At 73.7% G+C, this 25,050-nt stretch carries 20 protein-coding genes and 1 pseudogene; 9 read left to right on the forward strand and 12 right to left on the reverse strand.

Annotated elements, in window-relative coordinates; all coding sequences use genetic code 11:
• Positions 1–3: 3 nt before the first annotated feature.
• The 4 genes from OG276_RS26660 to OG276_RS26675 all read right to left on the reverse strand — a co-directional run bounded on the left by OG276_RS26660 (position 4) and on the right by OG276_RS26675 (position 3,853).
• A complete protein-coding gene (locus tag OG276_RS26660; RefSeq protein ID WP_266909232.1) occupies positions 4–1,014 on the reverse strand; it encodes an LLM class F420-dependent oxidoreductase in 1,011 nt (336 codons plus the stop codon).
• Between the two features lie 106 nt (positions 1,015–1,120).
• Positions 1,121–1,939 (reverse strand): hypothetical protein, encoded by an 819-nt coding sequence (locus tag OG276_RS26665; RefSeq protein WP_266909233.1) that lies wholly within the window; start codon positions 1,937–1,939, stop codon positions 1,121–1,123.
• Between the two features lie 148 nt (positions 1,940–2,087).
• The gene (locus tag OG276_RS26670) at positions 2,088–3,080 is read right to left on the reverse strand and encodes an N-acetylmuramoyl-L-alanine amidase (RefSeq protein ID WP_266909234.1); all 993 of its coding nucleotides are present in this window, start codon (positions 3,078–3,080) and stop codon (positions 2,088–2,090) included.
• A 131-nt stretch (positions 3,081–3,211) separates the two neighbouring features.
• On the reverse strand, positions 3,212–3,853 hold the full coding sequence (locus OG276_RS26675) for a class I SAM-dependent methyltransferase (RefSeq protein ID WP_266909235.1): 642 nt from the start codon (positions 3,851–3,853) through the stop codon (positions 3,212–3,214).
• A 204-nt stretch (positions 3,854–4,057) separates the two neighbouring features.
• Between OG276_RS26675 and OG276_RS26680 the strand changes: the two genes are divergently transcribed.
• Positions 4,058–4,681 carry a hypothetical protein gene (locus tag OG276_RS26680; protein WP_266909236.1) on the forward strand — a complete coding sequence of 208 codons (624 nt, stop codon included), beginning with the start codon at positions 4,058–4,060 and terminating at the stop codon, positions 4,679–4,681.
• Between the two features lie 128 nt (positions 4,682–4,809).
• Here the strand turns inward: OG276_RS26680 and OG276_RS26685 are convergent, their stop codons facing one another.
• Positions 4,810–5,391 carry an AAA family ATPase gene (locus OG276_RS26685; protein WP_266909237.1) on the reverse strand — a complete coding sequence of 194 codons (582 nt, stop codon included), beginning with the start codon at positions 5,389–5,391 and terminating at the stop codon, positions 4,810–4,812.
• A gap of 93 nt (positions 5,392–5,484) precedes the next feature.
• A complete protein-coding gene (locus OG276_RS26690) occupies positions 5,485–6,369 on the reverse strand; it encodes a LysR family transcriptional regulator (protein ID WP_266909238.1) in 885 nt (294 codons plus the stop codon).
• A gap of 77 nt (positions 6,370–6,446) precedes the next feature.
• On the opposite strand from OG276_RS26690, the gene OG276_RS26695 reads away from it, so the two are divergent.
• The 4 genes from OG276_RS26695 (at position 6,447) to OG276_RS26710 (ending at position 12,834) form a co-directional block, all read left to right on the forward strand.
• On the forward strand, positions 6,447–7,184 hold the full coding sequence (locus OG276_RS26695; protein WP_266909239.1) for a hypothetical protein: 738 nt from the start codon (positions 6,447–6,449) through the stop codon (positions 7,182–7,184).
• A gap of 195 nt (positions 7,185–7,379) precedes the next feature.
• The gene (locus OG276_RS26700) at positions 7,380–9,371 is read left to right on the forward strand and encodes a serine/threonine-protein kinase (protein WP_266909240.1); all 1,992 of its coding nucleotides are present in this window, start codon (positions 7,380–7,382) and stop codon (positions 9,369–9,371) included.
• A gap of 122 nt (positions 9,372–9,493) precedes the next feature.
• Positions 9,494–11,623 (forward strand): acyl-CoA dehydrogenase, encoded by a 2,130-nt coding sequence (locus tag OG276_RS26705; protein WP_266909241.1) that lies wholly within the window; start codon positions 9,494–9,496, stop codon positions 11,621–11,623.
• Between the two features lie 23 nt (positions 11,624–11,646).
• Entirely contained in the window at positions 11,647–12,834 is a 1,188-nt protein-coding gene (locus OG276_RS26710; protein ID WP_266909242.1) for a lipid-transfer protein, read from the forward strand.
• Positions 12,835–13,658: 824 nt separating this feature from the next.
• On the opposite strand, the gene OG276_RS40845 is transcribed toward OG276_RS26710, so the two are convergent.
• Together OG276_RS40845 and OG276_RS40850 are read right to left on the reverse strand one after the other, a co-directional pair.
• A complete protein-coding gene (locus tag OG276_RS40845) occupies positions 13,659–14,129 on the reverse strand; it encodes an amidohydrolase family protein (protein ID WP_323182415.1) in 471 nt (156 codons plus the stop codon).
• 450 nt (positions 14,130–14,579) lie between these two features.
• Positions 14,580–15,080, reverse strand: a pseudogene (locus tag OG276_RS40850) (amidohydrolase family protein); the annotation flags it as partial.
• A gap of 248 nt (positions 15,081–15,328) precedes the next feature.
• Here OG276_RS40850 and OG276_RS26720 point away from each other — a divergent pair.
• On the forward strand, positions 15,329–16,570 hold the full coding sequence (locus OG276_RS26720; RefSeq protein ID WP_266913121.1) for a cytochrome P450: 1,242 nt from the start codon (positions 15,329–15,331) through the stop codon (positions 16,568–16,570).
• A gap of 129 nt (positions 16,571–16,699) precedes the next feature.
• On the opposite strand, the gene OG276_RS26725 is transcribed toward OG276_RS26720, so the two are convergent.
• Positions 16,700–17,068 carry a DNA-binding response regulator gene (locus tag OG276_RS26725; protein ID WP_266913123.1) on the reverse strand — a complete coding sequence of 123 codons (369 nt, stop codon included), beginning with the start codon at positions 17,066–17,068 and terminating at the stop codon, positions 16,700–16,702.
• 352 nt (positions 17,069–17,420) lie between these two features.
• Between OG276_RS26725 and OG276_RS26730 the strand changes: the two genes are divergently transcribed.
• The 3 genes from OG276_RS26730 to OG276_RS26740 all read left to right on the forward strand — a co-directional run bounded on the left by OG276_RS26730 (position 17,421) and on the right by OG276_RS26740 (position 20,413).
• On the forward strand, positions 17,421–18,293 hold the full coding sequence (locus OG276_RS26730) for a MaoC/PaaZ C-terminal domain-containing protein (RefSeq protein WP_266909244.1): 873 nt from the start codon (positions 17,421–17,423) through the stop codon (positions 18,291–18,293).
• Positions 18,294–18,367: 74 nt separating this feature from the next.
• Complete coding sequence (locus tag OG276_RS26735; protein WP_266909245.1) at positions 18,368–19,444, forward strand: Zn-dependent alcohol dehydrogenase; 1,077 nt, start codon at positions 18,368–18,370, stop codon at positions 19,442–19,444.
• 24 nt (positions 19,445–19,468) lie between these two features.
• Positions 19,469–20,413, forward strand: coding sequence for a 3-oxoacyl-ACP reductase (locus OG276_RS26740; protein WP_266909246.1), 945 nt, complete (start codon positions 19,469–19,471; stop codon positions 20,411–20,413).
• A 71-nt stretch (positions 20,414–20,484) separates the two neighbouring features.
• Here OG276_RS26740 and OG276_RS26745 read toward each other — a convergent pair whose 3' ends face one another.
• From OG276_RS26745 to OG276_RS26755, 3 genes are all read right to left on the reverse strand, one after another.
• Positions 20,485–21,126 carry an HAD family hydrolase gene (locus tag OG276_RS26745; protein ID WP_266909247.1) on the reverse strand — a complete coding sequence of 214 codons (642 nt, stop codon included), beginning with the start codon at positions 21,124–21,126 and terminating at the stop codon, positions 20,485–20,487.
• Between the two features lie 37 nt (positions 21,127–21,163).
• Entirely contained in the window at positions 21,164–22,294 is a 1,131-nt protein-coding gene (locus OG276_RS26750) for a hypothetical protein (protein ID WP_266909248.1), read from the reverse strand.
• A gap of 269 nt (positions 22,295–22,563) precedes the next feature.
• Positions 22,564–24,990, reverse strand: coding sequence for a serine/threonine-protein kinase (locus tag OG276_RS26755; protein WP_266909249.1), 2,427 nt, complete (start codon positions 24,988–24,990; stop codon positions 22,564–22,566).
• Positions 24,991–25,050: the final 60 nt, after the last annotated feature.

The following is a 25,050-nucleotide window of genomic DNA, read 5'->3' on the forward strand; positions in this document are numbered from 1 at the left end:
GGCCTAGCTGTTCAGCTCCGCCAGGACCCGCAGGGTGTGGGGGTCGGGGGCGGTCAGGAGCAGGTCGGTCACCGGGCCCTTGCGCCACAGCTCCAGGCGCTCGGCGATCCGCTCCCGCGGTCCGACCAGGGAGATCTCGTCCGCGAAGGCGTCCGGGACGGCCATGACGGCCTCTTCCTTGCGCCCGGCCAGGAACAGCTCCTGGATCCGGTGCGCCTCCTCCTCGTAGCCCATCCGCCCCATGAGGTCGGCGTGGAAGTTGCGTGCCGCGTGGCCCATCCCGCCGATGTAGAAGCCGAGCATCGCCTTCACCGGGAGCAGCCCCTCCGCGACGTCGTCGCAGACCTTCGCCCTGGCCATCGGGGCGATCATGAACCCCTCGGGGAGCTCGGAGAGCGAGGCCTGGTAGACGTCCGTGCGGGTCGGCGACCAGTAGAGGGGGAGCCAGCCGTCCGCGATGCGGGTGGTCTGGGCGATGTTCTTCGGGCCCTCCGCGCCGAGCAGGATCGGCAGGTCCGCCCGCAGCGGGTGGGTGATGGGCTTGAGGGGCTTGCCGATGCCGGTGCCGTCCGCGCCCCGGTACGGGTGGCTGTGGAAGCGGCCGTCCAGTGCGACCGGGGCCTCGCGGCGCAGCACCTGGCGGATGACGTCCACGTACTCCCGGGTCGCCGTCAGGGGGCTGGAGGGGAAGGGGCGCCCGTACCAGCCCTCGACCACCTGCGGGCCGGACAGGCCGAGGCCCAGCATCATCCGGCCGCCGGACAGGTGGTCCAGGGTCAGGGCCTGCATGGCGGTGGCGGTCGGGGTGCGGGCGGCCATCTGCGCGATGGCGGTGCCCAGGCGGATCCGCGAGGTGTGCGCGGCGATCCAGGTGAGCGGGGTGAAGGCGTCCGAGCCCCAGGCCTCGGCCGTCCACACGGAGTCGTAGCCGAGGTTCTCGGCTTCGGCGGCGAGGTCGAGGTGGTCCGGGTTGGGGCCGCGGCCCCAGTAGCCGAGTGCGAGTCCGAGGCGCATGTGACGGTCCCCTCCACGAATCTGACGATGCGTCAGGTGACTGTAGGGCAACGGCCCCCCGCCCGGAAGGGCGGGGGGCCGTCGTGACGTCTGCGGGCTCGCGGGATCAGCCGCGCTGGATGCCCGAGGTGTCGTTCAGGACGCCGCGGCGGCCGTCCTGGGTCTGGGCGATGAGGGTGGCCGGACCGCGCTGCTCCACGGCCAGGTACCAGGTGCCGGGCGCGAGCTCCGCGATCGGGGCGGGGTTGCCGTCCTCGGCGAAGAGCGGACGGGCCACCGGAACGGCGAACCAGAACGGAGTGAAGTCCGCCGCCGGGGCCGGCTGCGGGGCCGCGTCCTGCGGGGTCTGGGGCTGCTCGTTGCCGCCGCCGTAGGGCGGGGCCGGCTGCGGGGCGGCCCCGTACGGCTGCGGCTCCTGGCCGCCCGGGTACCCGTACCCGGCACCCGGCTGCTGCGGCTGGCCGCCGTACGGCGGGACGGGGGCGACGGCGGGCTTCGGGTCCGGGATCAGCTGCCCGGCGAGCGCGGGCACCTTCGGCCCGAAGAGGGTCACGCCGGCCAGCACGGCCGTGGCGAGGAAGCCGATGACGGCGCCCGCGCCCAGGTCGGCCCCGGTCGGGCAGGTGATCAGGGCCCAGAGCGCGGACCAGGCCGCCGCGACGGAGAGCACCGTGCCCCAGGCCTGGAAGGGCAGGCCCAGGAGCTGGCGCCCGGCGGGCTGCAGGCGGGCCGTGACGAGCAGGCCGACGGCGATGAACGCGAGCAGGAAGATGCTCGGCAGCGCCAGGTGGAACACGTCGGTGTCCCATGCGCTCGGTGCGTCGACGCCGGGCGCGGAATAGAAATCGAGGAACGAGGCGATGAACAGCAGCACCGCTGCTCCGATCACCACGCCGTCGCCTCGAGTGAGGGATCGGATGTTCACGTCTTAGGTGTCCTTCTCGGTCTCGTCGTCTCGTGGTGCGTGGGTGCCCGCCGTGACGCAGGGGGGCGGGCGGCACCATGGTACGGAGCTTTGCCGCGGCCGAGAGGATCGGGGCTGCGGGCCGTCCGGAGGGACGGTCCTGGTGGCCCTACCCGCCGAGGAAGCCGACGATGCCGTCCGCGATGCCCTGGGCCGCTTTCTGGCGCCACTCCGGACTCGACAGCTGCGCCGCGTCCTTGGCATCACGCATGTTGCCGCATTCGATGAACACCTTGGGCCTGGTCGAGAGGTTCAGTCCGCCCAGATCGTCGCGGACGACCAATCCGGTACCGCTGCCGAGGTAGTTGGCGGGCGCGGAACCGGTGGTCCGGGCGAAGTTCCCGGCGATCCGCTCGCCGAGCCGCCGGGACGGTTCGATGATCTTCGCGGTGTCGGCGCCGCCGCCCTTGACCTTGGCGGGGAGGATGACGTGGAAACCGCGGCTGCCGGACGAGACCCCGTCCGCGTGGACGGAGACCACGGCGTCGGCGGCGGCCTCGTTGCCGATGCGGGCGCGCTCGTCGATGCACGGGCCGAAGGGGCGTTCCTTGCCGGCCTCGTGGGTGAGGACCACCTTGAGGCCCTTGGCCTCCAGGACGGTGCGCAGGCGCCGGGACACGTCCATGCTGAACTCGGCTTCCATGTAGCCGGAGTTGGTGGTCGTGCCGGTGGTGTCGCACTCCTTGCGGTTGGTGCCGATGTCCACCTGGCGGTTGATCTCGGTGGTGTGCTTGAAGTTGCCCGTGTTGTGGCCGGGGTCGATGACGACGGTGCGGCCGGCGAGGCCCTTGGCGGCGGCGGGGCTCGGGGAGGTGCCCGGGGCCCCGGAGGGGGCGGCGCTCGCGCCCGGTGCGGGGGTCGGCGCGGCCGACGCGGAAGATGCCGCCGCCGACGCCGCCAGCGGCATCACGATCCGGGGCGGCCGCGAGTCGTCGCCCGCGCCCCCGCTCAGCACCTCGGTCAGTACCCACCCGGCCAGAGCGGCCGGGGCGATGGCGGCCACCGCGACGACCAGGGTCGACCGGCGGGCGTACCAGGGCCGGTCCGGACTGATGGACGTCGAGGACTCGGGAAGCGGCGGGGAGCTTTCGTCGTAGCGCACCTGGCGATGCTAGACCGGCGGTCGGTCGGCCGTACGGACCCTGGGCCATCCGGGGGCGCGGTGAGGTTATATGCCGGGGGCGGGGATGCGGCGCGGGGCCGCACCCCCGGGGCCGGGCCCGGTGCCGGGGGTCAGATGCCCTCGCCCGTGCGGCGCAGGACGCGCAGGGAGTCGGTCACCGAGACCTCCTCGAAGGCGCCCGAGGCCAGGGCGCGCAGGTAGATCCGGTACGGGGCCTGGCCGCCGTCGGCCGGGTCGGGGAACACGTCGTGGATCACCAGCGTGCCGCCCTCGGCGACGTGCGGGGCCCAGCCCTCGTAGTCGCCCGTGGCGTGCTCGTCGGTGTGGCCGCCGTCGATGAAGACCAGGCCGAGCTTGCCGCCCCAGGCCGCGGCGACCTTCGGGGAGCGGCCGACGATCGCGATGACGTGGTCCTCCAGGCCGGCCTTGTGCAGGGTCCGGCGGAAGGTGGGCAGGGTGTCCATCAGCCCGACCTCGGGGTCGACGACGCTCGGGTCGTGGTACTCCCAGCCGGGCTGCTGCTCCTCGCTGCCCCGGTGGTGGTCCACGGTGAGCGCGCTCACCCCCGCCTCGCGGGCGGCGTCGGCGAGCAGGATCGTGGAGCGCCCGCAGTAGGTGCCGACCTCCAGCAACGGCAGCCCGAGCCGCGCCGCTTCGGCCGCCGCCGCGTACAGGGCGAGCCCTTCCCCCACGGGCATGAACCCCTTGGCGGCCTCGAAGGCGGCGAGGGTCTCCGGCTTGGGGCTGGCCATGGTGTTCCTCCTGCGGGGTGGTCTGCGTACGGCGTACATCGGCGGCCCATGGTGCCTTACCCGCTGGTAGGACGCCATGCCCGGGGGTCTGGCCCGCTGTGCGGGGGCGGGCCGCGGCGGCGCACGGGTCGACATGAGCTGCCGTCCATCAACATCTCGACAGTTTTACTTGTCGTTCTGGCTGGTGGCAGGTAGACATGTCACATGGATGATTCGGTAGCGATCCCGACCCCCGACAGGAACGACGAGGACTTCTGGGCCGCCGTCATGAACCTCGTGGAGCCCGCCTGGAGCGAGCCCGCCGAGGACGAGGCGTTCGACATGGACGACCAGGTGCTCGACGCGGTCCGCCCACTGGCACGGCGCATCTCGACGCGCGCCCAGGCCTACCGGGCCGCCGGCAAGCCCTTCGACTCCGCCCTCATGGCCGCCCCCGACGTACAACTGGCCCTGCTGCGGGCGCTCTACGAAGCCAAGCGGTCCGTCGAGCGGATGGCGGAGAGCGCCGCGACCGTGGCCGGCCGCAGCGGAGCCAGCTACACGCAGCTCGGCGCGGCCTGGGGCGGCATCAAGCGGCAGTCCGCCCGCCTCAAGTGGCCCCACGCGGTGGCGAAGCGGTCCGCCAGCGAGTCCATCCCGCTGCGCTACGCCGGCGGTACCGCCGTCATCCACCACGACCCGGACGCCGACGCCTGGTGGTACACCGCCGTCGCCGCGGACGGGCGGGAGGAGGAGTCGCAGGCCGTGCACCCCACGTACGCCGAGGCCATCGCCCGGGCGACCGAGTTCCTCCTGGGCCACGGCGGGCCCGACGGGCCGGGGGCCTGAGGGCGCGGGCGCCGCTCGCTCAGTACCCCCTGACGAGGAGGCCGGCACGGCCGTCCGGAGGGAGGCCGCGGAGGCCTTCGGGTACGAGAACTCCTTGCGGGCGGGGCGCGGCGGGGAACGGAGGCAGGCTAGGGCCTGTCGTCACCGATCCCGGGGCCAGACACCAGGCCGGTGGCGGCCAGGATCGCTTCGACCGTCTCCTCGACCGTCTGCCCGGCGTTGTCGATCCACGTTCCCTCCTGCCCGATTTCGGAGCGCATCGCCCCGTCCAGCGGGGACCAGTCCACGGCAAGGGCCTTCTCGCGGGCCTGGTTGCGCTGCCACGCGACCTCCGGGCCCGGGGCCAGTACGACGACGTGCAGCGGCACCGCCGTCAGCGTCGTGCGGTAGAAGTCGAGGTGGGAACGGCGGACGACGACGTCGTCGAGCACCGGGACGAAACCGGCCCGGGCGAAGCTGTCCGCCAGCAGGCAGGCGTTGCGGGCCCGCAGGAAGATCTGCCGGTCGGCCTCCGGGTTCGCGGCCGGGGACGGCCACTGCCCGCCATTGACGATCATGTCCTGGAGTGCGTCCACCTCCACCCGGGCCGACATCCGCAGCCGCGCGGCCAGCGCCCCGGCCACCGTGGACTTCCCGCTCCCGGGGATGCCGGTCAGGAGGACTGCTGCCGCGGCCGGTTCGCGGTCGACGGGTATGAGGGACAGGGTCATGGGAGCTCTCCGGGCGATCACTGGGGGCGAGGTCCGTTTCCCGGCCCCTTCGGCCATTCTCGCAATCCATGATCGGGACGGGCCCGGCCAGGCCTATCCCGCGGCCGTGAGGAGGGCCGCCAGGCGGGCCGCGTGCGGTGTCGGGTCCGCCGGGTGGAGGAGTTCCGTGCGGTGGAGCAGCCGCGGGGCGGCGACCGGGACCGCCCTGGTGCCGGGGAAGGCGGCGGCCAGGGAGAGGGGGAGGGCGGTCAGACCGTGCCCGGCGGCGGCCAGCGCGGCCAGCGCGTGCGGGTCCGTGCCGTGGTGGCGGATCCGCGGGTGGAAGCCGGGGCTGTGGCTGACCTCGCGGAGCCGGGCGAGGGGGACCGCCGTGTCGGGGGCGTCGATCCACTGCGCCTGCGCGAGGTCGGGCAGCCGGACCGAACTGCGCCGCGCCAGGGGGTGGTCGTGGGGGAAGAGCACGGCCAGGGGCTCCTCGGCGACGGCGAGGGTGACCGTGGGGCCGAGGTCCGGCAGCGGGAGGGGGTCGCTGGGCGCGGCCACTCCGTCCACGAGGCCGAGGTCGGCGCGGGCGGTCAGTACCTCCTCGACCACCGCGTCCCGGCCCAGGACGTGCAGGTCGGCCTCCACCGGCCCCGCGGCGCGCAGCCGGGCCAGGGCCCGCGCGAGCGCCGGGCCGAAGGCCGCGGGGGAACAGGCCAGCGTCAGCCGGGCGCCGGGGGCCCGGTGCAGGCGGGCGATGTCGGCGCGGGCCGCGTCCAGGCGCAGGAGGAGCGCGGGGGCGTGTTCCATCAGCCGGACCCCCGCCTCGGTGGGGGCGACGGGCCGGCGCTCGACCAGCCTGGCGCCCAAGTCGGCTTCGAGCGCCGCGATGTGCTGCGAGACGGCCGACTGCGTGTAGCCGAGGACCGAGGCGGCGGTGGAGAAGGAGCGGTGTTCGAGGACCGCGACGAAGGTGCGCAGCAGATGCGGATCCATGCGCATCAGTATCGCTTATGCGGGTAGTGCGGATCATCGTTGGACGTGATGGGCCGGCGGCTCGGAGGATGGCCGTCATGAACGCGAACCACATCTCCGAACCGGCCGCACCCACCGCCCGCATCGCTCTGATCGCTGACCGTTCCGACGCCGTACGCTCCCACGCCCGCGTCCCCGGCCTGCTGGAGGCGCTGCGCCTGCGCGAGGGCCTGGACCTGGACGCCTACTGGATCCCCACCGAGGAAGCCGGTGAGGGCATGGACGGGTTCGACGCCGTCTGGGTCCTGCCCGGCAGCCCCTACCGCAGCGAGAGCGGGGTGCTCACGGCGATCCGGGACGCCCGCGAGAACGGCATCCCCTTCCTCGGCACCTGCGGCGGCTTCCAGCACGCCCTGCTGGAGTTCGCCCGTACGGTCTGCGGCCTCGACCGGGCCGCCCACGCCGAGAACGACCCGGCGACGGCCGAGTCGGACGCGGTGGTCGTCCCGCTGGCCTGCTCGCTCGTGGGCCACGAGGGGACCGTACGGGTCACCCCCGGCTCCCGCGCCGCCCGGCTGCTCGGCGCGGACCGCACGCAGGCCCGGTACCACTGCAACTACGGCCCCAACCCGCTCCACTTGGACCTGCTGCGGGCGCACGGCATGACCTTCACGGGCGCCGACGAATCCGGCGACATCCGCATCGCCGAACTGGCCGAGCACCCCTTCTTCCTGGCCACCCTCTTCCAGCCCGAACTGGACGGCGACGGCACCCGCGCCCACCCGCTCGTCGCAGGCCTGGCGGCGGCCGCCGCCGAACACGCGCGGAGCCGCTAGCCGCCGGCCGCCGGCCGCGGGGGCCGGGGCTCTGGTCGAAGCTCTTGGGCGACTCCTCCGGCAGCGGACCGTCCGGATTCCTCGCAGTCGCCCGACCTCGCCTTCGAGGCTCAGGTGAACTGGCTCTACCCTGAGCCGAGTTCGACGGGACGGGCCGACCGGCCGCCCGCAGTGGATCACCGGGGGACGGGCAGCATGGGCAGCGGGACCGGCAAGGGGCAGGGCGGCGGCAGTGATGACAACGTCGACGGCGGCATAAAGCCGCTCTTGGCGGGGGATCCGAGCCGGATCGGGCCGTACCTGCTGCTCGGGCGCCTCGGCGCCGGCGGGATGGGCCGGGTGTTCCTGGCCCGGTCCGAAGGCGGGCGTACGGTCGCGGTGAAGGTGGTGCACGAGGAGCACGTGGCCGACGCGCAGTTCCGGGCCCGCTTCCGCCGCGAGATCGACGCCGCCCGGAAGGTGGGCGAGCGGTACACCGCACCCGTCCTGGACGCGGACCCCGACGCCGAACGGCCCTGGGTGGCGACCGGATACGTACCGGGACTCTCGCTGGAGCAGATCGTTCGCCGGCACGGTCCCCTGCCCCTGGACTCCGTACACGCCCTCGCGGACGGGCTGCTGCACGCGCTCGAGGACATCCACACCGCCGGGATCGTGCACCGCGACCTCAAGCCGTCGAACGTGATGCTGACCGTCGAGGGCAGCCGGGTCATCGACTTCGGGATCTCGCGGGCCCTGGAGACCTCCGTCGAATCGCTGCTCACCAGCACCGGCATGGTCGTCGGTTCGCCCGGGTTCATGTCGCCCGAGCAGGTGCGCGGGCAGCGGGCCGGGGCGAAGAGCGACGTGTTCACGCTCGGCTGTGTCCTGATGTACGCGGTCACGGGCGAGCTGCCCTTCGGGCACGGGGCCAGCAACCAGCACGCGGTGATGTTCCAGATCGTGGAGGGCGAACCGGCCCTGGAACGGGTGGCGGACGCCTCGCTGCGCGCGCTCATCGGCCGCTGCCTGGTCAAGGGCGTCGAGGAACGGCCGGGCGTGGACGAGCTGCTGGCGGATCCGGATCGGGTCCGCCCGGCGGTGCGCGGCGGTGCGTGGCTGCCGCCCGAGGTGGTGGAGCGGCTGGCCCGGCAGGCGGCGCGGCTGCTCGACGCGGAGGCGGTGCCGGTGGAGGTGCCGGGTCCGGAGTCCGTGTCCGCGCCCCTGGGGGACGGGGGAGCGGGGGGTGCGCAGACCCCCGACCGGGGCACGCTCGGGCTGCGGCCGGGGTCGGGAGGGGCTGGTGGGTCCGGTGGGGCCGGCGAGCAGGTCGTCGGGGTCGTTGAGCCGACGGGCGGGTCGGCGGCCGGTCCGGCCACGGCCGGCGGTACGGCGGACCGCGAGCAGCGCCGGGCGCGGCGGCGGCTGACCGTAGCCGTACCGGCCGTCCTGGTGCTCACCGTCGGCGGGGGCACGGTGGCCCTGCTCCAGCCGTTCGGCGGCGGCGGAGGGTCGCAGGCCGCGCCCCCGGCGAGCAGCGCGCCCCTGACGCCCGGCGCTTCCGCGGGCTCCCCTTCGGCGGCGAGCGGTTCGCCGGCCTCCGGCGCACCGAACTCCGAGAGCCCGCAGGCCCCCCAGAGCCCGCCCGCGCCGGTGCCGGACGGCCAGGCCGTCGCCGGACAGGGCGCGGCGGCGGGCGCGGGGACCCCCGGCGGGGGCTCCGGCACCCCGGGCGGCAGCAGCGCGACCCAGGGCGGCGGCGGGGGTCCGGCCGGCGGCGGCACCGGTACAGGAACCAGCCCGAGCGCCACCCCCGGGGGCTCGGGCTCGCCGAGCGGTGGCGGATCACCCGGCGGCGGCGGCTCCGGCGGCAACGACACGGTCCCCGCGTACTTCGCCGGGACCTGGACCTACAAGGGCGACTTCAACATCGGCCAGCCGGGGACGGTGATCATCACCCGGTCCGGGGCGGTCCGCCTGATCAACGAGTCCCAGACGGGCCACTGCGAGAACATCGCCAAGGTGACCTCGCTGGCCTCCGGCGGGACCCGGATCAACATCGGCGCGGCGGCGGTGGACAAGTCCAAGTCCACCGGCCAGTTCTGCGGGGTCCTGGACCCCTCCTTCTTCACCAAGAGCCTGCCGGTCGGCCTCCAGCACAACGTGGGCCCCTCGCACGGCGAGGGCTACTACTACGAGAAGTCCTGACGTCCGTGCTCGGCACGGCTTGAGATCCGGTCCGGACGGCAGGGCTGCGGCGGTCCGCAAAGCGAGAACACGTTTCAGTTCTGACCTTCCGTCAGAATGCAACGTGTTCTACTCTGCCGCGCATGGGCATCGGAATCACACAGGAACAGCGGGAGTTGGCCGAGGCCGTACGCGGCTGGGTCGCGCGGGCCGTGCCGCCCGAGGAGGTGCGCAAGCTCCTCGACACCCCGCCGCAGACGGGCTCGCGGCCCGCCTACTGGGACGGGCTGCTCGCCTCCGGGCTGCTGGAGCCGCACCTGGAGGGCGGAACCCTGCTCGACCTCGCCGTCGTGGTGGAGGAGGCCGCCCGGGCGGCGCTCCCCGGGGCGTACCTGCCGAGCGTGCTGGCCTCCGTACTCCTGGACCGGGCCGCGGCCGAGCCCCTCGGGGGGCGGGTCGGGGCCGTGGCGCTCGGGCCCGGGGACCTGACCGCCGTCGCTGTGGAGGGCGGCTACCTCCTCGACGGCACCGCGCCGCCGGTGCTGGGAGCGGGCGAGGCCGACCTCGTGCTGCTCGCCGCCGAGACCGCGCACGGGACCCGCTGGTTCGCCGTCGACGCCGCCGCGCTGGACATCCGTACCCAGGACAGCGCCGACCCCACCCGGCCCACCGCCGAGGTCCGCGCCCGCGGGGTCACCGCCGGGCCGGGCGCCCTGCTGGAACTCGACGCCGCCCTCGTACGGGACCTCGCCTGCGTGCTGTTCGCCGCCGACGCCTGCGGCACCGCCGCCTGGGCGCTGCAGACCGCCGCCGAGTACGCGAAGGTGCGCGAGCAGTTCGGGCGGCCCATCGGGCAGTTCCAGGGCATCAAGCACCTGTGCGCCGACATGCTGGTGCGCGTGGAGCAGGCCCGGGCGCTCGCCTGGGACGCCGCTCAGGCCACCGAGGAGCCGGCCGAGGTGCGCTCCCTGGTGGCCGCGCTGGCCGCCGGCACCGCGCTGGACGCCGCGTACTCCTGCGCCAAGGACTGCGTCCAGGTGCTCGGCGGCATCGGCTTCACCTGGGAGCACGACGCCCACATCTACCTCCGCCGGTCCCTCGTCGCCCGCCAGCTCCTCGGCTCCGGCGACGGCCACCGGGTCCGTGCCGTACGGCTCGCCGCCGCCGGCGCGCGGCGCGAACTGCGCCTGGAACTGCCCGCGCACGCCGAGACCCACCGCGCGAAGGCCCGTACCGCCATCGCGGACGCCGCCGGCCTCGACCCCGCCACCGCCCGCCGGGTGCTGGCACCCACCGGGTACGCGGCCCCCTACCTGCCGGCCCCGTACGGGCTCGGCGCCGGACCCGTCGAACAACTCGTCGTGCAGCAGGAACTGGCCGCCGCCGGGGTCAAGGTCGCCGACCTCGGGATCGCCACCTGGGTGGTGCCCTCGCTGCTCGCCTACGGGACCCCCGAACAGCAGGAGCGCCACCTGCTGCCCACGCTGCGCGGGGACGTCACCTGGTGCCAGCTCTTCTCCGAGCCGGGCGCCGGCTCCGACCTCGCCTCGCTGCGGACCAAGGCGGAGCGGGCGCCCGGCGGGGACGGCTGGATCGTCAACGGGCAGAAGGTGTGGACGAGTTCCGCGCACAGCGCCGACTACGGGATCCTGCTGGCCCGCACCGACCCGGACGCCCCCAAGCACAAGGGGCTCGGCTACTTCATCGTGGACATGAAGACCCCCGGGATCGACATCCGGCCGCTCAAGGAGATCACCGGCGAAGCCCTCTTCAACGAGGTCTACTTCGACGACGTGCCGCTGCCGCCGGACGCCCTCGTGGGCGCGGAGGACGGCGGCTGGAAGGTCGCCCGCAACACCCTCGGCAACGAACGCGTCCACATGGCCGACCAGATGACCTTCGACACCGGCCTGGAGGCACTGCTCGCCCGCTCCGCCGAACTCGAAGGCGGGTACCGGGTGCGGATCGGCGCCCTGGCCGCCGAGGCGCACGCGCTGGCCTGCATCGGGCTGCGCACCACGCTCCAGCAGGTCTCCGGACTGGAGCCGGGCGCGGGCGCGTCCGTACGCAAACTCGTCCAGACCCCGCACCAGCAGCGGACCGCCGAGCTCACGCTCGAACTGCTGGGTCCGGCGGGCGCGGTGAGCGAGGGGGCGGGGAAGCGGGCGGTGCACGGCATGCTCATGTCCCGCTGCCTGACCATCGCCGGGGGCACCACACAGGTCCAGCTCAACGTCGTCGCCGAGCGGATTCTCGGCCTTCCCAGGGACTGAAGCGAAGGGCAGTGGGGACACACATGAAGTCGTACATCGTGGGCGTCGGCATGACGAAGTTCGAGAAGCCGGAGTCGAGGGACTGGCAGTACTGGGACATGGTCAAGGAGGCCGGCGACGCGGCGCTCTCCGACGCGGGCATCGACTACGGGCTGGTCGAGCAGGTGCCGGTCGGCTACTGCTTCCAGGCCTCCACGGCCGGCCAGCGGGCCGCGTACGAGCTGGGGCTGAGCGGGGTACCCGTCTACAACGTCAACAACAACTGCGCGACGGGCTCGACCGCGCTGATGATGGCGCGGCAGTTCGTGGAGGGCGGGATCAACGACTGCGTGCTGGCGCTGGGCTTCGAGAAGATGAAGCGCGGGGCGCTGGGCGGGGGCGCGGACGGCGGGGACTTCAAGACCTCGCCGGTGGCCCGGCACTACGGGATCATGGCCGCCGGGCACGGCTTCGAGATGTCGCCGCCGACCGCGCAGATCTTCGGCAACGCGGCGCGGGAGCACATGAAGCTCTACGGGACCACGGCCGCGCAGCTGGCGGCGGTCGGGGCGAAGAACCACCGGCACTCGGCGAACAATCCGAACGCGCAGTTCCAGGACGTCTACACGGTCGAGGAGATCCTCGCCGCGAAGACGATCCACGAGCCGCTGACGAAGCTGCAGTGCTCGCCGACGTCGGATGGCGCGGCGGCCGCGGTCGTCGTGTCGGAGCGGTTCGTGGAGCGGCACGGGCTGGGGGAGCGGGCGGTGGAGATCGTCGCGCAGTCGATGACCACGGATACCGAGGCCTCCTTCGCCTCCGGCTCCTGCATCGACGTGGTCGGCAAGCCGATGACGGCGGCGGCGGGGCGGGCGGTCTTCGCGGCGTCCGGGCTCGGGATCGGGGACGTGGACGTCATCGAGCTGCACGACTGCTTCTCGATCAACGAGCTGCTGACGTACGAGGCGCTGGGCATGTGCGAGGACGGCGGCGCCGGGGAACTGGTGGAGTCGGGCGCGACGACGTACGGCGGGCGGTGGGTGGTCAACCCGTCGGGCGGCCTCATCTCGAAGGGCCACCCGCTGGGTGCGACGGGCCTTGCGCAGGCGGCGGAGCTCGTCTGGCAGCTGCGGGGTGAGGCGGGGGCGCGGCAGGTTCCGGGGGCGAGGGTTGCGCTGGCGCACAACATCGGGCTGGGTGGGGCGGCGGTGGTTACGCTCCTGCGGCGGTAGCTCCGCGGGGTGCGGCGCGGCGCCGTTGCCGGGGACCAGTCCCCGGGCCCCTGCGCCTCAAGCGCCGGCGGGGCTGGGGTTTGCCTGGGTCCGGCCCGGCTGCGGATGGGGGCCGGTGCCGGGGGCGGGGTGGGGTGTCGGCCTGGACTGCATGATTTAGGCGCCCTCTGTTCCGCTTTGACAGGGTTCGGGCTGTACCTGCGCCACAAATCACGCTCTACGTCCAGGCCGACACCCCACCCCGCCCCCGTCCCCGACCCGGGCGGCCAACTTGCGCGACCGGGGGGTCGGCTTGCCAGGCTCGGGTGTCTTCGTGCCCGGCCCGGGTGCCCCGGCCCCGACTGGGGCGCGGATGTCTCCCACCGGGTGTCCCCGTCCCCGACTGGGGCGCGGATGCCTCCGACCGGGTGTCCCCGTCCCCGACTGAGGCGCGGACATCTCCGACCGGGTGTCCCCGTCCCCGTCCCCGAGTGAGGCGAGGACGTCTCCGACCGAGATTCCCGGCCCTGGCTGGGGAGCTGGCGTTCGCGGCTCCTGCCTGGACGGCTTCCGGCTTCGCCGGTGGTGGGGGCTTTCGGCCCTGAGTGGTTGGGGGGTCGAGCCCCTGGGCTCTTCAGCCGCCGGGTGGTTGGGGCCTTTTAGCCGTCCGGCGTTTGAGGACCGGGGTCTGGGGCGGAGCCCCAGAGGGGGTCCGGGCGCAGCCCGGTACCCCTTCCCAGCCCGTCCGGCGTTTGAGGACCGGGTCAGGGCCGGCCCTGGGAACGGTGGAAGGGCGGGTCGGGGACTTCGCTCCGCGCAGCGGCCACGGCGAGGCGCGGCGCCGCTCAGACGGGCGCAGGGCTCAGCGCAGCCAAACTCGGCATCAACCGCAGCGCGTTCTCCCGGTTGATCGCCCGATGGTGCGCCGGCGTCAGGGCGGGGTCACCCGCCAGCGCCGGCAGGGCGATGTCCGTGACCATCTCCGCAGGGCACGCCGGCCAGTCGCTGCCGAAGAGGATGCGGTCGGGGGACGCCATCGCCAGCAGGGTGCCCGCGGGGGACATGGGCCCGGCCGTGTCGTAGTAGAAGCGGAGCAGGTGGTCCCGGACCATCGCCGGGTCGACGGGCGGGGTGAGCGCCCCCGCGAAGGCCTGCACCCGGGTGGCGATGTGCGGGAGGAAGCCGCCCGCGTGCGGCAGGATCACCGACAGGTTCGGGAACCGGTCCAGGGTGCCCTTGTGGATCATGTTCAGCGCGGCCCGCGTCGTGTCCAGGAGGAAGTCGCACAGGAAGTTCGGAATCCCCGGGACGGCCACGGCCCCAGGTCCGCCGCCCGCTCCCGGGCTTCCGCCTGACCCTGGGCCTCCGCCTGACCCTGGGCCTCCGCCTGACCCTGGGCCTCCGCCTGACCCTGGGCCTCCGCCCGGCCCTGGGGCTCCGCCCGGCCCTGGGCCTCGGCCCGTTCCTGGGCCTCCGCCCGCGCCCGGCCCCGCGCCCGGCCCTGCGCCTCGGCCGGTTCCTGGGCCTCCGCCTGGCCCCGGGCCTCCGCCCGCGCCTGGGCCTCCGCCCGTACCGGGTCCTCCGCCCGTGCCCGGCCCCGCCCCCGGGCCTGCGCCCAGCCCCGCCCCGGGGCCTCCGCCTGCGTCCAGCCCTGAGCGCGCGCCCGCGCCCGGCCCTGGTCCTCCGCCCGAGCCTGGGCCTCCGCCCGAGCCCGGACCTCCGCCAGGGAACGACCCCCCGCTCGGCAGCGGCAGGTTGTGCGGGTGTGTGTCCACGATGGCTGAGCGTTCGTTGAGTTCGGCGAAGAGTGGGTCGTAGGAGGGGTCGCCCAGGTAGACGCCCCCGTAGTTCGCCGTGACGTTCACCCCCACCGCCCCCAGCTCGTCGAGTCCGCGCCGCAGCGCCCAGCGGGCGACCTCCGGGGCGTCGAGGAAGAGGGGGGTGTGGAACGCGAAGCGGCCCGGATGGGCGTTCGTGACGTCCGCGGCCGCCCGCAGGGTGATGGCGGTGGCCTCGCGCAGTTGTGCGGACGTCGTGTAGCGCGCCGGCAGCATGGGCTTGAGGACGGCGGTGGCGATTCCCGCCCGGTCCATGAGGTCCAGGGCCGCCGCGGAGTCCCAGCGTGCCCACGGCGGCAGGGCCTTCCGGTTCGCCAGGCCCTGGACCTCGGCCCACTCCAGCCACTCCGGGGCGCAGAAGTGGTGGTGGACGTCGATCCGGTGGCGACTGGCGTCGTCCAGGGGGGAGAGGTCTGCGGTGTCCGGCATGGGGGGACCTTATGGCGGGGCCCCGCGGGTGTTCGCGGGACGGGTCCGGGACCCGGCCGATCCGCTCAGGCGGGCGTAGTTTCGGGCCCGAACGGGGTAACGGATGTTATTCGGGCCGCGGGCCGAGGGAGTGAGGTGGCTGGACAGTCGAGCCCCGAGCCCCACGAGAGGTCTGAGCCGTGACGACCGAACCCGCAGTGGCCGTGAGTGACGGCCTCCCCGTCGACGAGGCCGTCGCGGCCGTGTCCATGGGTACGCCGGAGTACCGTACGTGCCCCTACCCGGTCTACCGGTCGCTGCGCGAGCAGGCCCCCGTCTGCAAGCTGACCACGCGCCACGGGGTGGACACGTATCTCATCACCCGGTACGAGGACGCCCGCCTCGCGCTGTCCGATCCGCGCATCGGCAAGGACATGCACGAGGGCATCGACATCTACCACGCCGTTTTCGGGGACACCTGCGACGCCCTCGACGACAACCTGATCTTCGCCGACCCCCCTCGGCACACCCGGCTGCGGCACATCGCCCACGAGGCCTTCACCCCGCGCCACGTCAAGCTCCTGCGCCCGCGCATCGAGCAGCTCGCCGGCGAACTGCTGGCCAAGTGCCCGACGGACACCCCCGTCGACCTGATGGCCTCCTTCGCCATGCCGCTCCCCGTCATGGTCATCTGCGAGCTGCTCGGCATCGTCGGGGACGAGCGCACCGACGTGTTGAAGTGGTTCGGACAGGTGACCCGCTCCCGGTTCAGCAAGGACATGTCCGGCGAGCTGGCCGCGGCGGAGGACTGGCTGCGGAACTACTTCCTCGATCTGGTCGGCCGTAAGCGCGCCGAGCCCACCGACGACTTCCTCACCGTGCTGATCCAGACGCAGCACGAGGACGGGGCCCTGACCGACGACGAACTCGTCTCGATGATGTGGGTCCTGCTCTTCGCCGGCCACAAGACCACGACCTACCAGATCGGCAACGCGGTCTTCTCCCTGCTCGCCCACCCCGACCAGCTGGCGCTGGTCCGGGAGGACCGCGCGCTCCTGCCCCAGGCGGTCGAGGAGCTGGTCCGGTTCGAGTGTTCCGTGGAGACCTCCACGTTCCGCTACGCCCTGGAGGACCTGGAGATCGGGGGAGTGGCCGTCCCCCGGGGCTCGCTGGTCCAGATCGCGATCTCCTCGGCGAACCGCGACCCGGAGAAGTTCGCGGACCCGGACACCCTGGACATCACGCGCAAGGGGCTGCAGAGCACCCAACTCGGCTTCGGTCACGGACCGCACTACTGCCTCGGCGCCCCGCTCGCCCGCATGGAGCTGGAGATCGCGCTGACGGCCCTGCTCGACCGGTTCCCCGACATGGTCCTGGCCACCCCGGAGGCCGGTCAGGAGGACTGGCTCAAGGGGCCCTTCCCGGCCTTCCGCGGGCTGGAGCGGCTGCCGGTCGCCCTGGACCCCTCGCGGACGGTCGACGACTGGACCGAGGCTACGCCCACCGGCTGAGTCCGCCCAGACACGCGCGCGTACGCCCGCCCCGTCGATCCGGAGGGATCGACGGGGCGGGCGCGTGTGTGCCCGGGCGGACGTCCGTGCGTGTGGTGGGCGTCCGTGCGTGTGGTAGGCCTACGAGGCCTACGAGGCCTGCGGGGTCTCCAGTGCCGGGTCGACCACCGTCTCCCCCCGGGAGGCGCGCCGGACGCAGTCCGCGAGGTCCTCGACCGGGCCGTCCCGCAGGACCAGGCCCGCCGCTCCGGCGGCGAGTGCGGCCTGCGGCAGGCCCGGGTGGGCGGAGCCCGTCAGCACCAGGATCCGGCATTCCGGATCCTCCGCCAGGAGCACCGGTACGCGCTCCACCGACTCCGTCAGCGCCACCGCCGGGCGGGCCAGCGCCGAAGTCACCACCTCGATGTCGGGCTGGAGGCCGAGGAGGACCGCCAGGGCCGGGTTCGGCGGGTCCAGGAGCACCCGCAGGGATCGGGCGGGGCGCAGGGGAACGGGCATCTCATCCACCCGGCCAGGGTAGGGGCGAAGTGTCCCGTACCGGCGTAACGCACCGCGGGAGAAGTGAGTCTGACAGAGAGTCAGGAGTCTTCCCAACTGCTGGGGCGTGCGTTATACATTCCTTCACCGGGCAACCTAGAACGCGTTCTAGAGTGCCGGGTCCCTCATACGACCTCGGTGCGGCCGACGGTGCGGACGGCCGCGCCGAGGTCTTCCAAGGCACCGCGCTTCCACAGCCGGTGCCGTACGGCCGGTACTACGCGACCGGTGCTCCAGAGCCGGTGCCACACGACCGGCGCCAGACAGCCGGTGCCCCGAAGAGGGTGTTTCCAACACAGGGAGCAGCACGCCCATGCCGATCGATGCCGCCAAGGCCCTCGCCGCCGAACCCCGCCAGGGGAACATCGCCTGGGACCACAAGGACATCCAGCTCTACCACCTCGGACTCGGCGCGGGGACCTCCCCGAACAACCCCGGGGCCGCCACCGACCCCGACGAGCTGCGCTACACCCTGGAGTCCAAGCTCCACGTGCTCCCCAGCTTCGCGACCGTCGCCGGCTCCGGCATGGCCATGATGGGCGGCCTCGCCGCCCCCGGCATCGAGGTCAACCTCGCCAACGTGCTGCACGGCAGCCAGTCCATCGAGCTGCACCGGCCCATCCCGGTCAAGGGACAGGCCGCCTCCACCGCCAAGGTGGCCGCCGTCTACGACAAGGGCAAGGCGGCCGTGATCGTCCTGCGCACCGAGGTCGCGGACGCCGACGGGCCGCTGTGGACCTCCGACGCGTCGATCTTCGTCCGCGGCGAGGGCGGCTTCGGCGGAGACCGCGGTCCCTCCGTCAAGGCCGAGCAGCCCGAGCGGGCGCCCGACCGGGTGGAGGAGCGCAAGATCCGCGAGGAGCAGGCGCTGCTCTACCGCCTCTCCGGAGACTGGAACCCGCTCCACGCGGACCCCGAGTTCGCCAAGATGGCCGGCTTCGACCAGCCGATCCTGCACGGCCTGTGCTCGTACGGAATGACCCTGAAGGCCGTGGTCGACACCGTCCTGGACGGCGACGTGTCCCGCGTCCGCGCCTACCGCACCCGCTTCGCCGGGATCGTCTTCCCCGGCGAGACCCTGCGGATCCGGATGTGGCAGGAGCCCGGCCGCGTCCTGGTCACGGTGAGCGCCGCCGACCGGGACGACGCCCCGGTCCTCGCCGACACCGTCGTCGAACACGGCTGAGCCGTACGCAGCTGAGCGGACGCCGCAGCCGAAGCACGCGAGATACCCCGCAGACCCAGAGAAGGAGCCGCACCGTGCGCGCAGCACTCCAGAGCGAGATAGGCCAGGACAAGCTCGAAGTCGTCGAGGACATGCAGGCCGTGGGCTTCGGCCCCGGCAAGGTCAAGATCCGCATCAAGGCCACCGGCCTGTGCCACTCCGACCTCTCCGCGATGAGCGGCGTCCTCCCGCAGCCCGCCCCCTTCATCCCGGGCCACGAGGGCTCCGGCGTGATCACCGACGTCGGTGACGGGGTCACCAGCCACAAGATCGGCGACCGGGTCCTGGTCTGCTGGCTGCCGCCCTGCGGGCACTGTCCCTCCTGCAGGCGCGGCCAGGGCCACCTGTGCCTGGAGGCCTTCGGCAACGTGGCCACCCCCAACTTCCAGCGCGGCGACAGCCCCATCTTCGGCTTCGCGGGCACCGGCACCTTCGCCGAGGAGATGGTGGTCCCGGCGGGCTGCGCCGTACCGATCCCCGACGACGTGCCCTTCGACATCGCCGCCCTGATCGGCTGCGGAGTCACCACCGGACTCGGCGCGGCCATCAACACCGCCAAGGTGGAGGCCGGTTCCTCGGTCGCCGTCATCGGCTGCGGCGGCGTCGGCATCTCCGTCATCCAGGGCGCCAAGGTGCAGGGTGCGGCCCAGATCATCGCCGTCGACCCGGTCGCCTCCCGGCGCGAGGCCGCACTGCGCTTCGGCGCCACCGAGGCGGTCTCCCCGGAGGAGTTCGCCGACGCCAAGAACCGGATCACCGCGGGCGAGGGCTTCGACTACGTCTTCGAGGTCGTCGGCAAGTCCGCGACCACGAAGACCGCCTACGACATGACCCGCCGCGGCGGCTCCGTCGTCGTGGTCGGCGCGGGCGCCCTCGACGACAACTACTCGATCAACATGTTCTCCCTCTTCTTCGACGAGAAGAAGATCCTGCCGTCGATGTACGGCGGCGGCGACGTGCTCCGCTCCTACGAGCGCACCATCGCGCTGTGGCGGGCCGGCCGGGTGGACCTGGCGGGCCTGATCACGCACCGCGTGCAGCTCGCCGAGATCAACGACGCGCTCGACCAGATGCGTACGGGCGTGGCCCTGCGCACCTGCATCGAACTCTGACCCGTTTCGAGAGGAACCGTACGGATGTCACTGCCACTTGAGGGACTCGTCGCCATCGTCACCGGGGCGGGCCGCGGCCTCGGCCGGTCCGAGGCGATCGAACTCGCCCGGCTCGGCGCGAGCGTGGTCGTCAACGACTTCGGGCAGCCAGGCCGCGACGGCTCCGGCGAGGCCTCGGCCGCCCCGGCGGAGGAGGTCGCGGCGGAGATACGCGCCGCGGGCGGACAGGCGGTGGCGCACCTGGGCGACGTGGCCGACTTCGAGCAGGCGCGCGAGCTCGTCGAGCTGGCGGTGAACAGCTTCGGCAAGCTCGACATCCTGGTCAACAACGCGGGCATCCTGCGCGACCGGATGGTCTTCTCGATGTCGGAGCCGGAGTGGGACTCGGTCATCCGGGTCCACCTCAAGGGTCACTTCAACACGACCCACTTCGCCTCCGTGCACTGGCGCGAACGCTCCAAGGCGGCCGGCGGGCCGGTCTACGGCCGGATCATCAACACCTCCTCCGAGGCCTTCCTCGGCGGCTCGGCGGGCCAGCCCAACTACGCGGCGGCCAAGGGCGGCATCGTGGGCCTGACCACGTCCACCGCCCTGGCCCTCGCCAAGTACGGGGTGACGGCCAACGCCATCTGCCCGCGCGCCCGCACCCGGATGACGGAGGACGTCTTCGCGGGCTTCCAGGTACCGGAGGAGGGCAAGCTCGACGCCCTCGCCCCCGAGCACGTCTCCCCGCTGGTCGGCTACCTGGCCTCCCCGGCCTCGGCGAAGGCCAACGGGCAGCTGTTCGTGGTCCACGGCGGCATCGTGGTCGTCATGGAACGCCCCAAGGTGGCGGCGAAGTTCGACACCACCAAGGAGTCCTTCTCCTACGAGGAACTCGACGGGCTCCTCACCCCGCACTACGACTCCCGCCCGGCGAACGAAACCTTCGCGGCGGCGGAAGTCCTCGGCCTCAAGCACGACGGCTGACCGCTGCGGACCACGCCGGTGGGGCGCAGGACCCTCGGGTCCTGTACCCCACCGGCCTGCCCGGACGGCCCTCACCGCGCGAGGGCGAAGGCCAGCGGCTCGTGGAGGTCGGCCGGTTCCCGGTAGTGCACGCCGGTCATGCCCAGCGCGACGGCCGCCTCGATGTTCTCCAGCCGGTCGTCGATGAACAGGCACCGGTCCACCGCGGCCCCCGCGCGCCCGGCCGCGATCTCGTAGATCTCCCGGTCCGGCTTGGCCACGCCCACCCGGGCGCTGCTGACCACGTGATCGGCGAGGTCGGTCAGCCCCAGCGCTTCCAGGTCGTCCTCCAGGTCGAGGGTCGCGTTGGTGACCAGGACCAGCGGCGTGCCCGACGCCCTGACCCGGCGCAGCATCGCCACCACCGTGGCGTCGGCCGAGAACGGCGAGCCGGCGAAGGCCCGGGCCAGTTCGTCCGCGCGGGCCGGGGACAGCCTGCCGTCCTTCGCCAGCTCGGCCGCGACCGCCAGGACCCACTGCTCCGGGGTGGTGAGCCCGAGCAGCAGCGGCCCGTCCAGGGCGGGGGCGAAGGCGACGGCCGAGGTCGTGCCCGGCACGAGGCCGGCCGAGGCCTCCAGTTCGCTCACGCGGGCCGTGTCGTAGAAGCGGATCACGTTGTCGAGGTCGCAGAGGACCGCGTCGTAGGGCTTGGAGTTCGTCGCGGAGTTCGTCACCGCGCCTGGATAGCAGACGCCCGGGAGCGGGCGGCGCTCACCCCAGCGGAGCCTGCTGCAAGGGCACCGGCCGCGCGGGCGCCGGCGGGAGGGGGATCGGGTCCAGGCGGATGGGCGGGGGCGGGGAGACCGGGAGGGTCATCCCCAGGAGGCCGCAGGGGACTTCGGGGGTGGAGTACGGGAGGTGCAGGCGGCCCTCCGGGGTCCAGCGGCCCGTTGCGCCGAGCCAGCCGGCCGGGGCGCCGAGCCGGAACACGTGCCGGTCGGCGGGGCGCCACAGGGCCAGCCCGGCCACGGCCCCGTCGTAGCCGTCGCCGGCCTCGTCCACCCGCAGGGCGACCCCGCAGCTCTCCGGCATCAGCACCTGCCCCGGCTGCACCGCGAACGGCGTCGCCGTGGCCCCGACGGCCCGCAGGCACTCCGGGAACCGCACCGGGCGGGCGCTGCCCAGGACCCCCCAGCCGAGCCGGGGTTCGCCCGGCGCGTCCGAGCGGATCAGCAGCAGCCCGCTGTCGGGGTCGGCGAGCAGCAGCCGGTCGTCGCTGTCCTCCGCGATCTGGAGCAGCGGCGAGATCTCCCCGCCCCGCCGCAGGTCCACGGCCACCGCCTTGGTCACCGGCCCGCCCGGGCCGTCCAGTTCGCGGTCCAGCGCGAGGAGCCGGCCGGTCCGGTCCAGCCAGACCCCGCCCGAACAGCGCCCCGGGATCCCGGCGACCCGCTCCGGCCCGAAGGGGACGCCGGCCACCTGCCACACCGTGGTCGAGGTGGCCCCCACGGCCAGGGCGAAGGCCCCGTGCCCGTCGGGGGACGGGGGCAGCAGGGTGACCCGTACGCCGTCGGCCGCCGGGATCGCGCCGAGCTGCAGCTCCCCGGTCCGGGGCCCGGCGCCCGCTGCGCCGCCGCCCGTGGGGTACAGCAGCGCGAAGCCGTGCCGCTCCGCGACCCGACGGTGGATCAGCACCCGCCCGTCGGCCAGCGGCAGCACCTCGCTGTCGGCCTCCTCGGGCTGCGCGAGGGGCAGGGGCACCGCGTACGGCTCGGGGCCGGTCAGCGTCCAGCGCTCCGGATAGCGGGCTTCGCCGTGCCCGGCGAGCCGGGCGGCGTAGGACCCGTCGGCGGCGATGGTGAACGGGGTCGCGCTGGTCTTCTCGATGGCACAGACAGTCATCTGCGGACACCTCCGCCGAGGAAGGTAGTGATCGCGCTTCCCTCCGGACAACGCGACAATCCCCGCTTCACACATACGGGTGGCGGGTCGGCGATTCCGCTGTGAGGGAGGAGGCGATTGTGCTGTGCGATATCGGGGTGTTTGGGGTGAGGGGCCTGGTTAGGTACACCTAACCCGCTTTTCCGGTCTTTGCCCGCTCCCCCTCCTCGGGAGACGTCCCGGGTCCCTCCGACGACCTGCGCGGCCTCCTGGTCAAGCGGCCCGCCGGCTCACGTGGCCCGCACGGTCCAGACCGGCCCGAGCCCGGGGAGGTCCGCCGACCGCACCTCCTCCGGCTCCGGGACCAGACCCAGCCGCTCCCGGACCCCGCGGGTCAGTTCGTGCCGGCCGCCCAGCGCCCGCGTCAGCTCCGCCAGCAGCTCCCGCCACATCGGCCGCGCCACCGCCTCCCCGTGCAGCGCGGCCACCCCGGCCGCCTGCGCGCAGCGCCCGCGCAGGGTGACCGGCTCGTCCGCCCCGAACAGTTCGCCGCGCCGCGGCAGTACGGCGTTCAGCAGCGCCAGCGCCTCCGCCTGCCGGTCGCGCGCGGACAGGGCCAGCGCGAGCCGGAACCAGGCGTCCACCGTCAGCCGGTCCCCGCTCCCGAGCAGCGCCTCCAGATCCGGTGCCAGCTCCTCCCACTGCGCGAGGTCCGCCGCCGGATCGACGGCCCGCGTGGTCAGCGCCAGCAGGTAGCGGGCCCGTAGCACCAGCTCCCCGGCCGGGCCCTGGTGCGCGTACAGCGCCGGCATCAGTTCCACGAGCAGCGCGCGCGCCTCCGACGGGCGGCCCGCGCCCTCGGTGTGTTCGGCCAGCCGGAACCGCGCCAGCAGCGTCAGCGGGTGCTCCTCCCCGAGCGCCGCCGTGCAGTCGCTGATCAGCACCCGCCAGGTGGGCAGCGTCTCCTGCGCCGTGCCCGCGTCGGCGACCCAGCCGGCCATCACGATCCGGGCCGCGTACGTCTCCTCCCGCCCGTCCTCCAGCAGCCCCACCAGATGGGACACCAGCACCCGCAGCCGGGCGGCGGCCTCCGCGTTGCCCCGCAGCCGCAGGACCGCGTCGCACAGCTCGCGCCGGGCGTCCGCGCCGAGCGCCCCCACCGTGCGCTGCTCGGAGTCCAGCCGCGGGATCAGGGAGAGCCACAGCTGGACCGCCCCCACGTCGTCGCCGGACTTGGCCAGCTGGGTGACGTACTGGTACCGGGTGTGCAGGGTGAGGCTGTCGGTCTCCCCGAGCACCCGGCGCAGATCGCGCACGACGTCCGCGTAGAGCTCGGCGGCCTCGCGCAGGGCGCCGGCACTCGCCAGGTACCAGGGCAGCAGGCAGCGGGCGTAGAGGGTGCGGCGGTCCTCGGGTCCGTGCAGGGCCTCCATGTGCGGCACGATCCGGCCGAGCAGCGCGGAGGCCTCCCCGAAGAGTCCGTCCCGGGCGCAGGCGCAGGCCAGGTCGAAGCCGAACCCCACGGTCAGCGGGTCTTCGGCGCCGAACAGCCGGACGGTGTCGGTGAGCAGTTCGCCCAGCGCCAGCCGCGCGATGCCGGGGTCGTCCTCCGCGCGCGCCACCCGGCCGCGCTCCACCAGTGCGGCGCGGATCCGGGCGCTGAAGACCTCGCCGGGGTCGGGGTCGGCGTACTCGCCCTCCAGCACCTCGTCGTCGTTCGCGTCCTCGTCTTCGTCCTCGGCGGGCTCCTGTACGGACGGCGCCCCGGCCGGCAGGTCCGGCTCGGTCGGTACGTACGCCCCCGCTCCGGCGGACCCGGCCCCCGCGGGCGCGGCCGCCGCGGGGCCCGCAGCGGTGGCGGCGAGCGTACGGCTCAGCGTGCGCAGCCGGTCCACCACCTGCGCGGCGTCGGCCGGCCGGTCCGCCGGATCCTTGGCCAGCAGGTCCATGACCAGCCGGTCCACGGACCCGGGCACCGGCAGTAACGCGCTCGGCGGCGGCGGCACCTCGTGCACCTGCTGGTACATGACCTGCAGCAGGCCCCGCTCCAGCGTGAAGGGCGGCCGCCCGGTGAGCATCGTGTAGAGGAGGCAGCCCAGGGCGTACAGGTCGGTCCGCCCGTCGACCGGCCGGCCGTCGCACTGCTCGGGCGCCATGTAGGCAGGGGTGCCGACCATCCGGGCGCCGGTGAGCTTCGTGTGGTGGGTGTCGTTGTCCTCCAGGAAGCGGGCGATCCCGAAGTCGAGGAGCTTGACCAGCCCGCCGTAGGTGACCATCACGTTGCCGGGCTTGAGGTCCCGGTGGACCACCCCCGCCTCCGGCCCGTGCGCCGACTCCAGGGCCAGCGCGATCTGCTCGGCCCAGGCCAGCGCCTGGGGGAGCGGGGGCAGCCGCTGCGCGAGCTCCTCCGCGAGCGAGCGGCCCCGTACGAGCTCCATCACGATGTAGACGAGCGGTACGTCGTCCTGCGCCACGCTGTTGTAGTCGTACACGGCGACGATGTGGGGGTGCGCGAGCCGTCCCGCCGCCGTCGCCTCCCGGCCGAGCCGGGACACCAGCTCGGGGACCAGCGCCGGATCGGCTTCCTCGCGGATCAGCTTGATCGCGACCTTGCGGCGGATGCGCCGGTCGATGCCCTCCCAGACCTCGCCCATGCCGCCCACGTCCAGGCGCCGGACCAGCTCATATCGGGCGTCGAGCACTTCTCCGGCACGCATGGATCCCCCCGTTTCCCCTGCCGCCGCAGACAGTATCCGCATCGGCCCGCGGATGGGACG

Origin of the sequence: Streptomyces sp. NBC_00086, from assembly GCF_026343255.1 — a bacterium.
Classification (GTDB): Bacteria; Actinomycetota; Actinomycetes; order Streptomycetales; family Streptomycetaceae; genus Streptomyces.

Coding starts and splice junctions, on each gene's coding strand:
- OG276_RS26660 (WP_266909232.1), bottom strand. CDS start 1,014: ATGCGCCTCGGACTCGCACTCGGCTACTGGGGCCGCGGCCCCAACCCG.
- OG276_RS26675 (WP_266909235.1), bottom strand. CDS start 3,853: ATGGCCAGCCCCAAGCCGGAGACCCTCGCCGCCTTCGAGGCCGCCAAG.
- OG276_RS26680 (WP_266909236.1), top strand. CDS start 4,058: ATGGATGATTCGGTAGCGATCCCGACCCCCGACAGGAACGACGAGGAC.
- OG276_RS26685 (WP_266909237.1), bottom strand. CDS start 5,391: ATGACCCTGTCCCTCATACCCGTCGACCGCGAACCGGCCGCGGCAGCA.
- OG276_RS26690 (WP_266909238.1), bottom strand. CDS start 6,369: ATGGATCCGCATCTGCTGCGCACCTTCGTCGCGGTCCTCGAACACCGC.
- OG276_RS26695 (WP_266909239.1), top strand. CDS start 6,447: ATGAACGCGAACCACATCTCCGAACCGGCCGCACCCACCGCCCGCATC.
- OG276_RS26700 (WP_266909240.1), top strand. CDS start 7,380: ATGGGCAGCGGGACCGGCAAGGGGCAGGGCGGCGGCAGTGATGACAAC.
- OG276_RS26705 (WP_266909241.1), top strand. CDS start 9,494: ATGGGCATCGGAATCACACAGGAACAGCGGGAGTTGGCCGAGGCCGTA.
- OG276_RS26710 (WP_266909242.1), top strand. CDS start 11,647: ATGAAGTCGTACATCGTGGGCGTCGGCATGACGAAGTTCGAGAAGCCG.
- OG276_RS26720 (WP_266913121.1), top strand. CDS start 15,329: ATGGGTACGCCGGAGTACCGTACGTGCCCCTACCCGGTCTACCGGTCG.
- OG276_RS26725 (WP_266913123.1), bottom strand. CDS start 17,068: ATGCCCGTTCCCCTGCGCCCCGCCCGATCCCTGCGGGTGCTCCTGGAC.
- OG276_RS26730 (WP_266909244.1), top strand. CDS start 17,421: ATGCCGATCGATGCCGCCAAGGCCCTCGCCGCCGAACCCCGCCAGGGG.
- OG276_RS26740 (WP_266909246.1), top strand. CDS start 19,469: ATGTCACTGCCACTTGAGGGACTCGTCGCCATCGTCACCGGGGCGGGC.
- OG276_RS26750 (WP_266909248.1), bottom strand. CDS start 22,294: ATGACTGTCTGTGCCATCGAGAAGACCAGCGCGACCCCGTTCACCATC.
- OG276_RS26755 (WP_266909249.1), bottom strand. CDS start 24,990: ATGCGTGCCGGAGAAGTGCTCGACGCCCGATATGAGCTGGTCCGGCGC.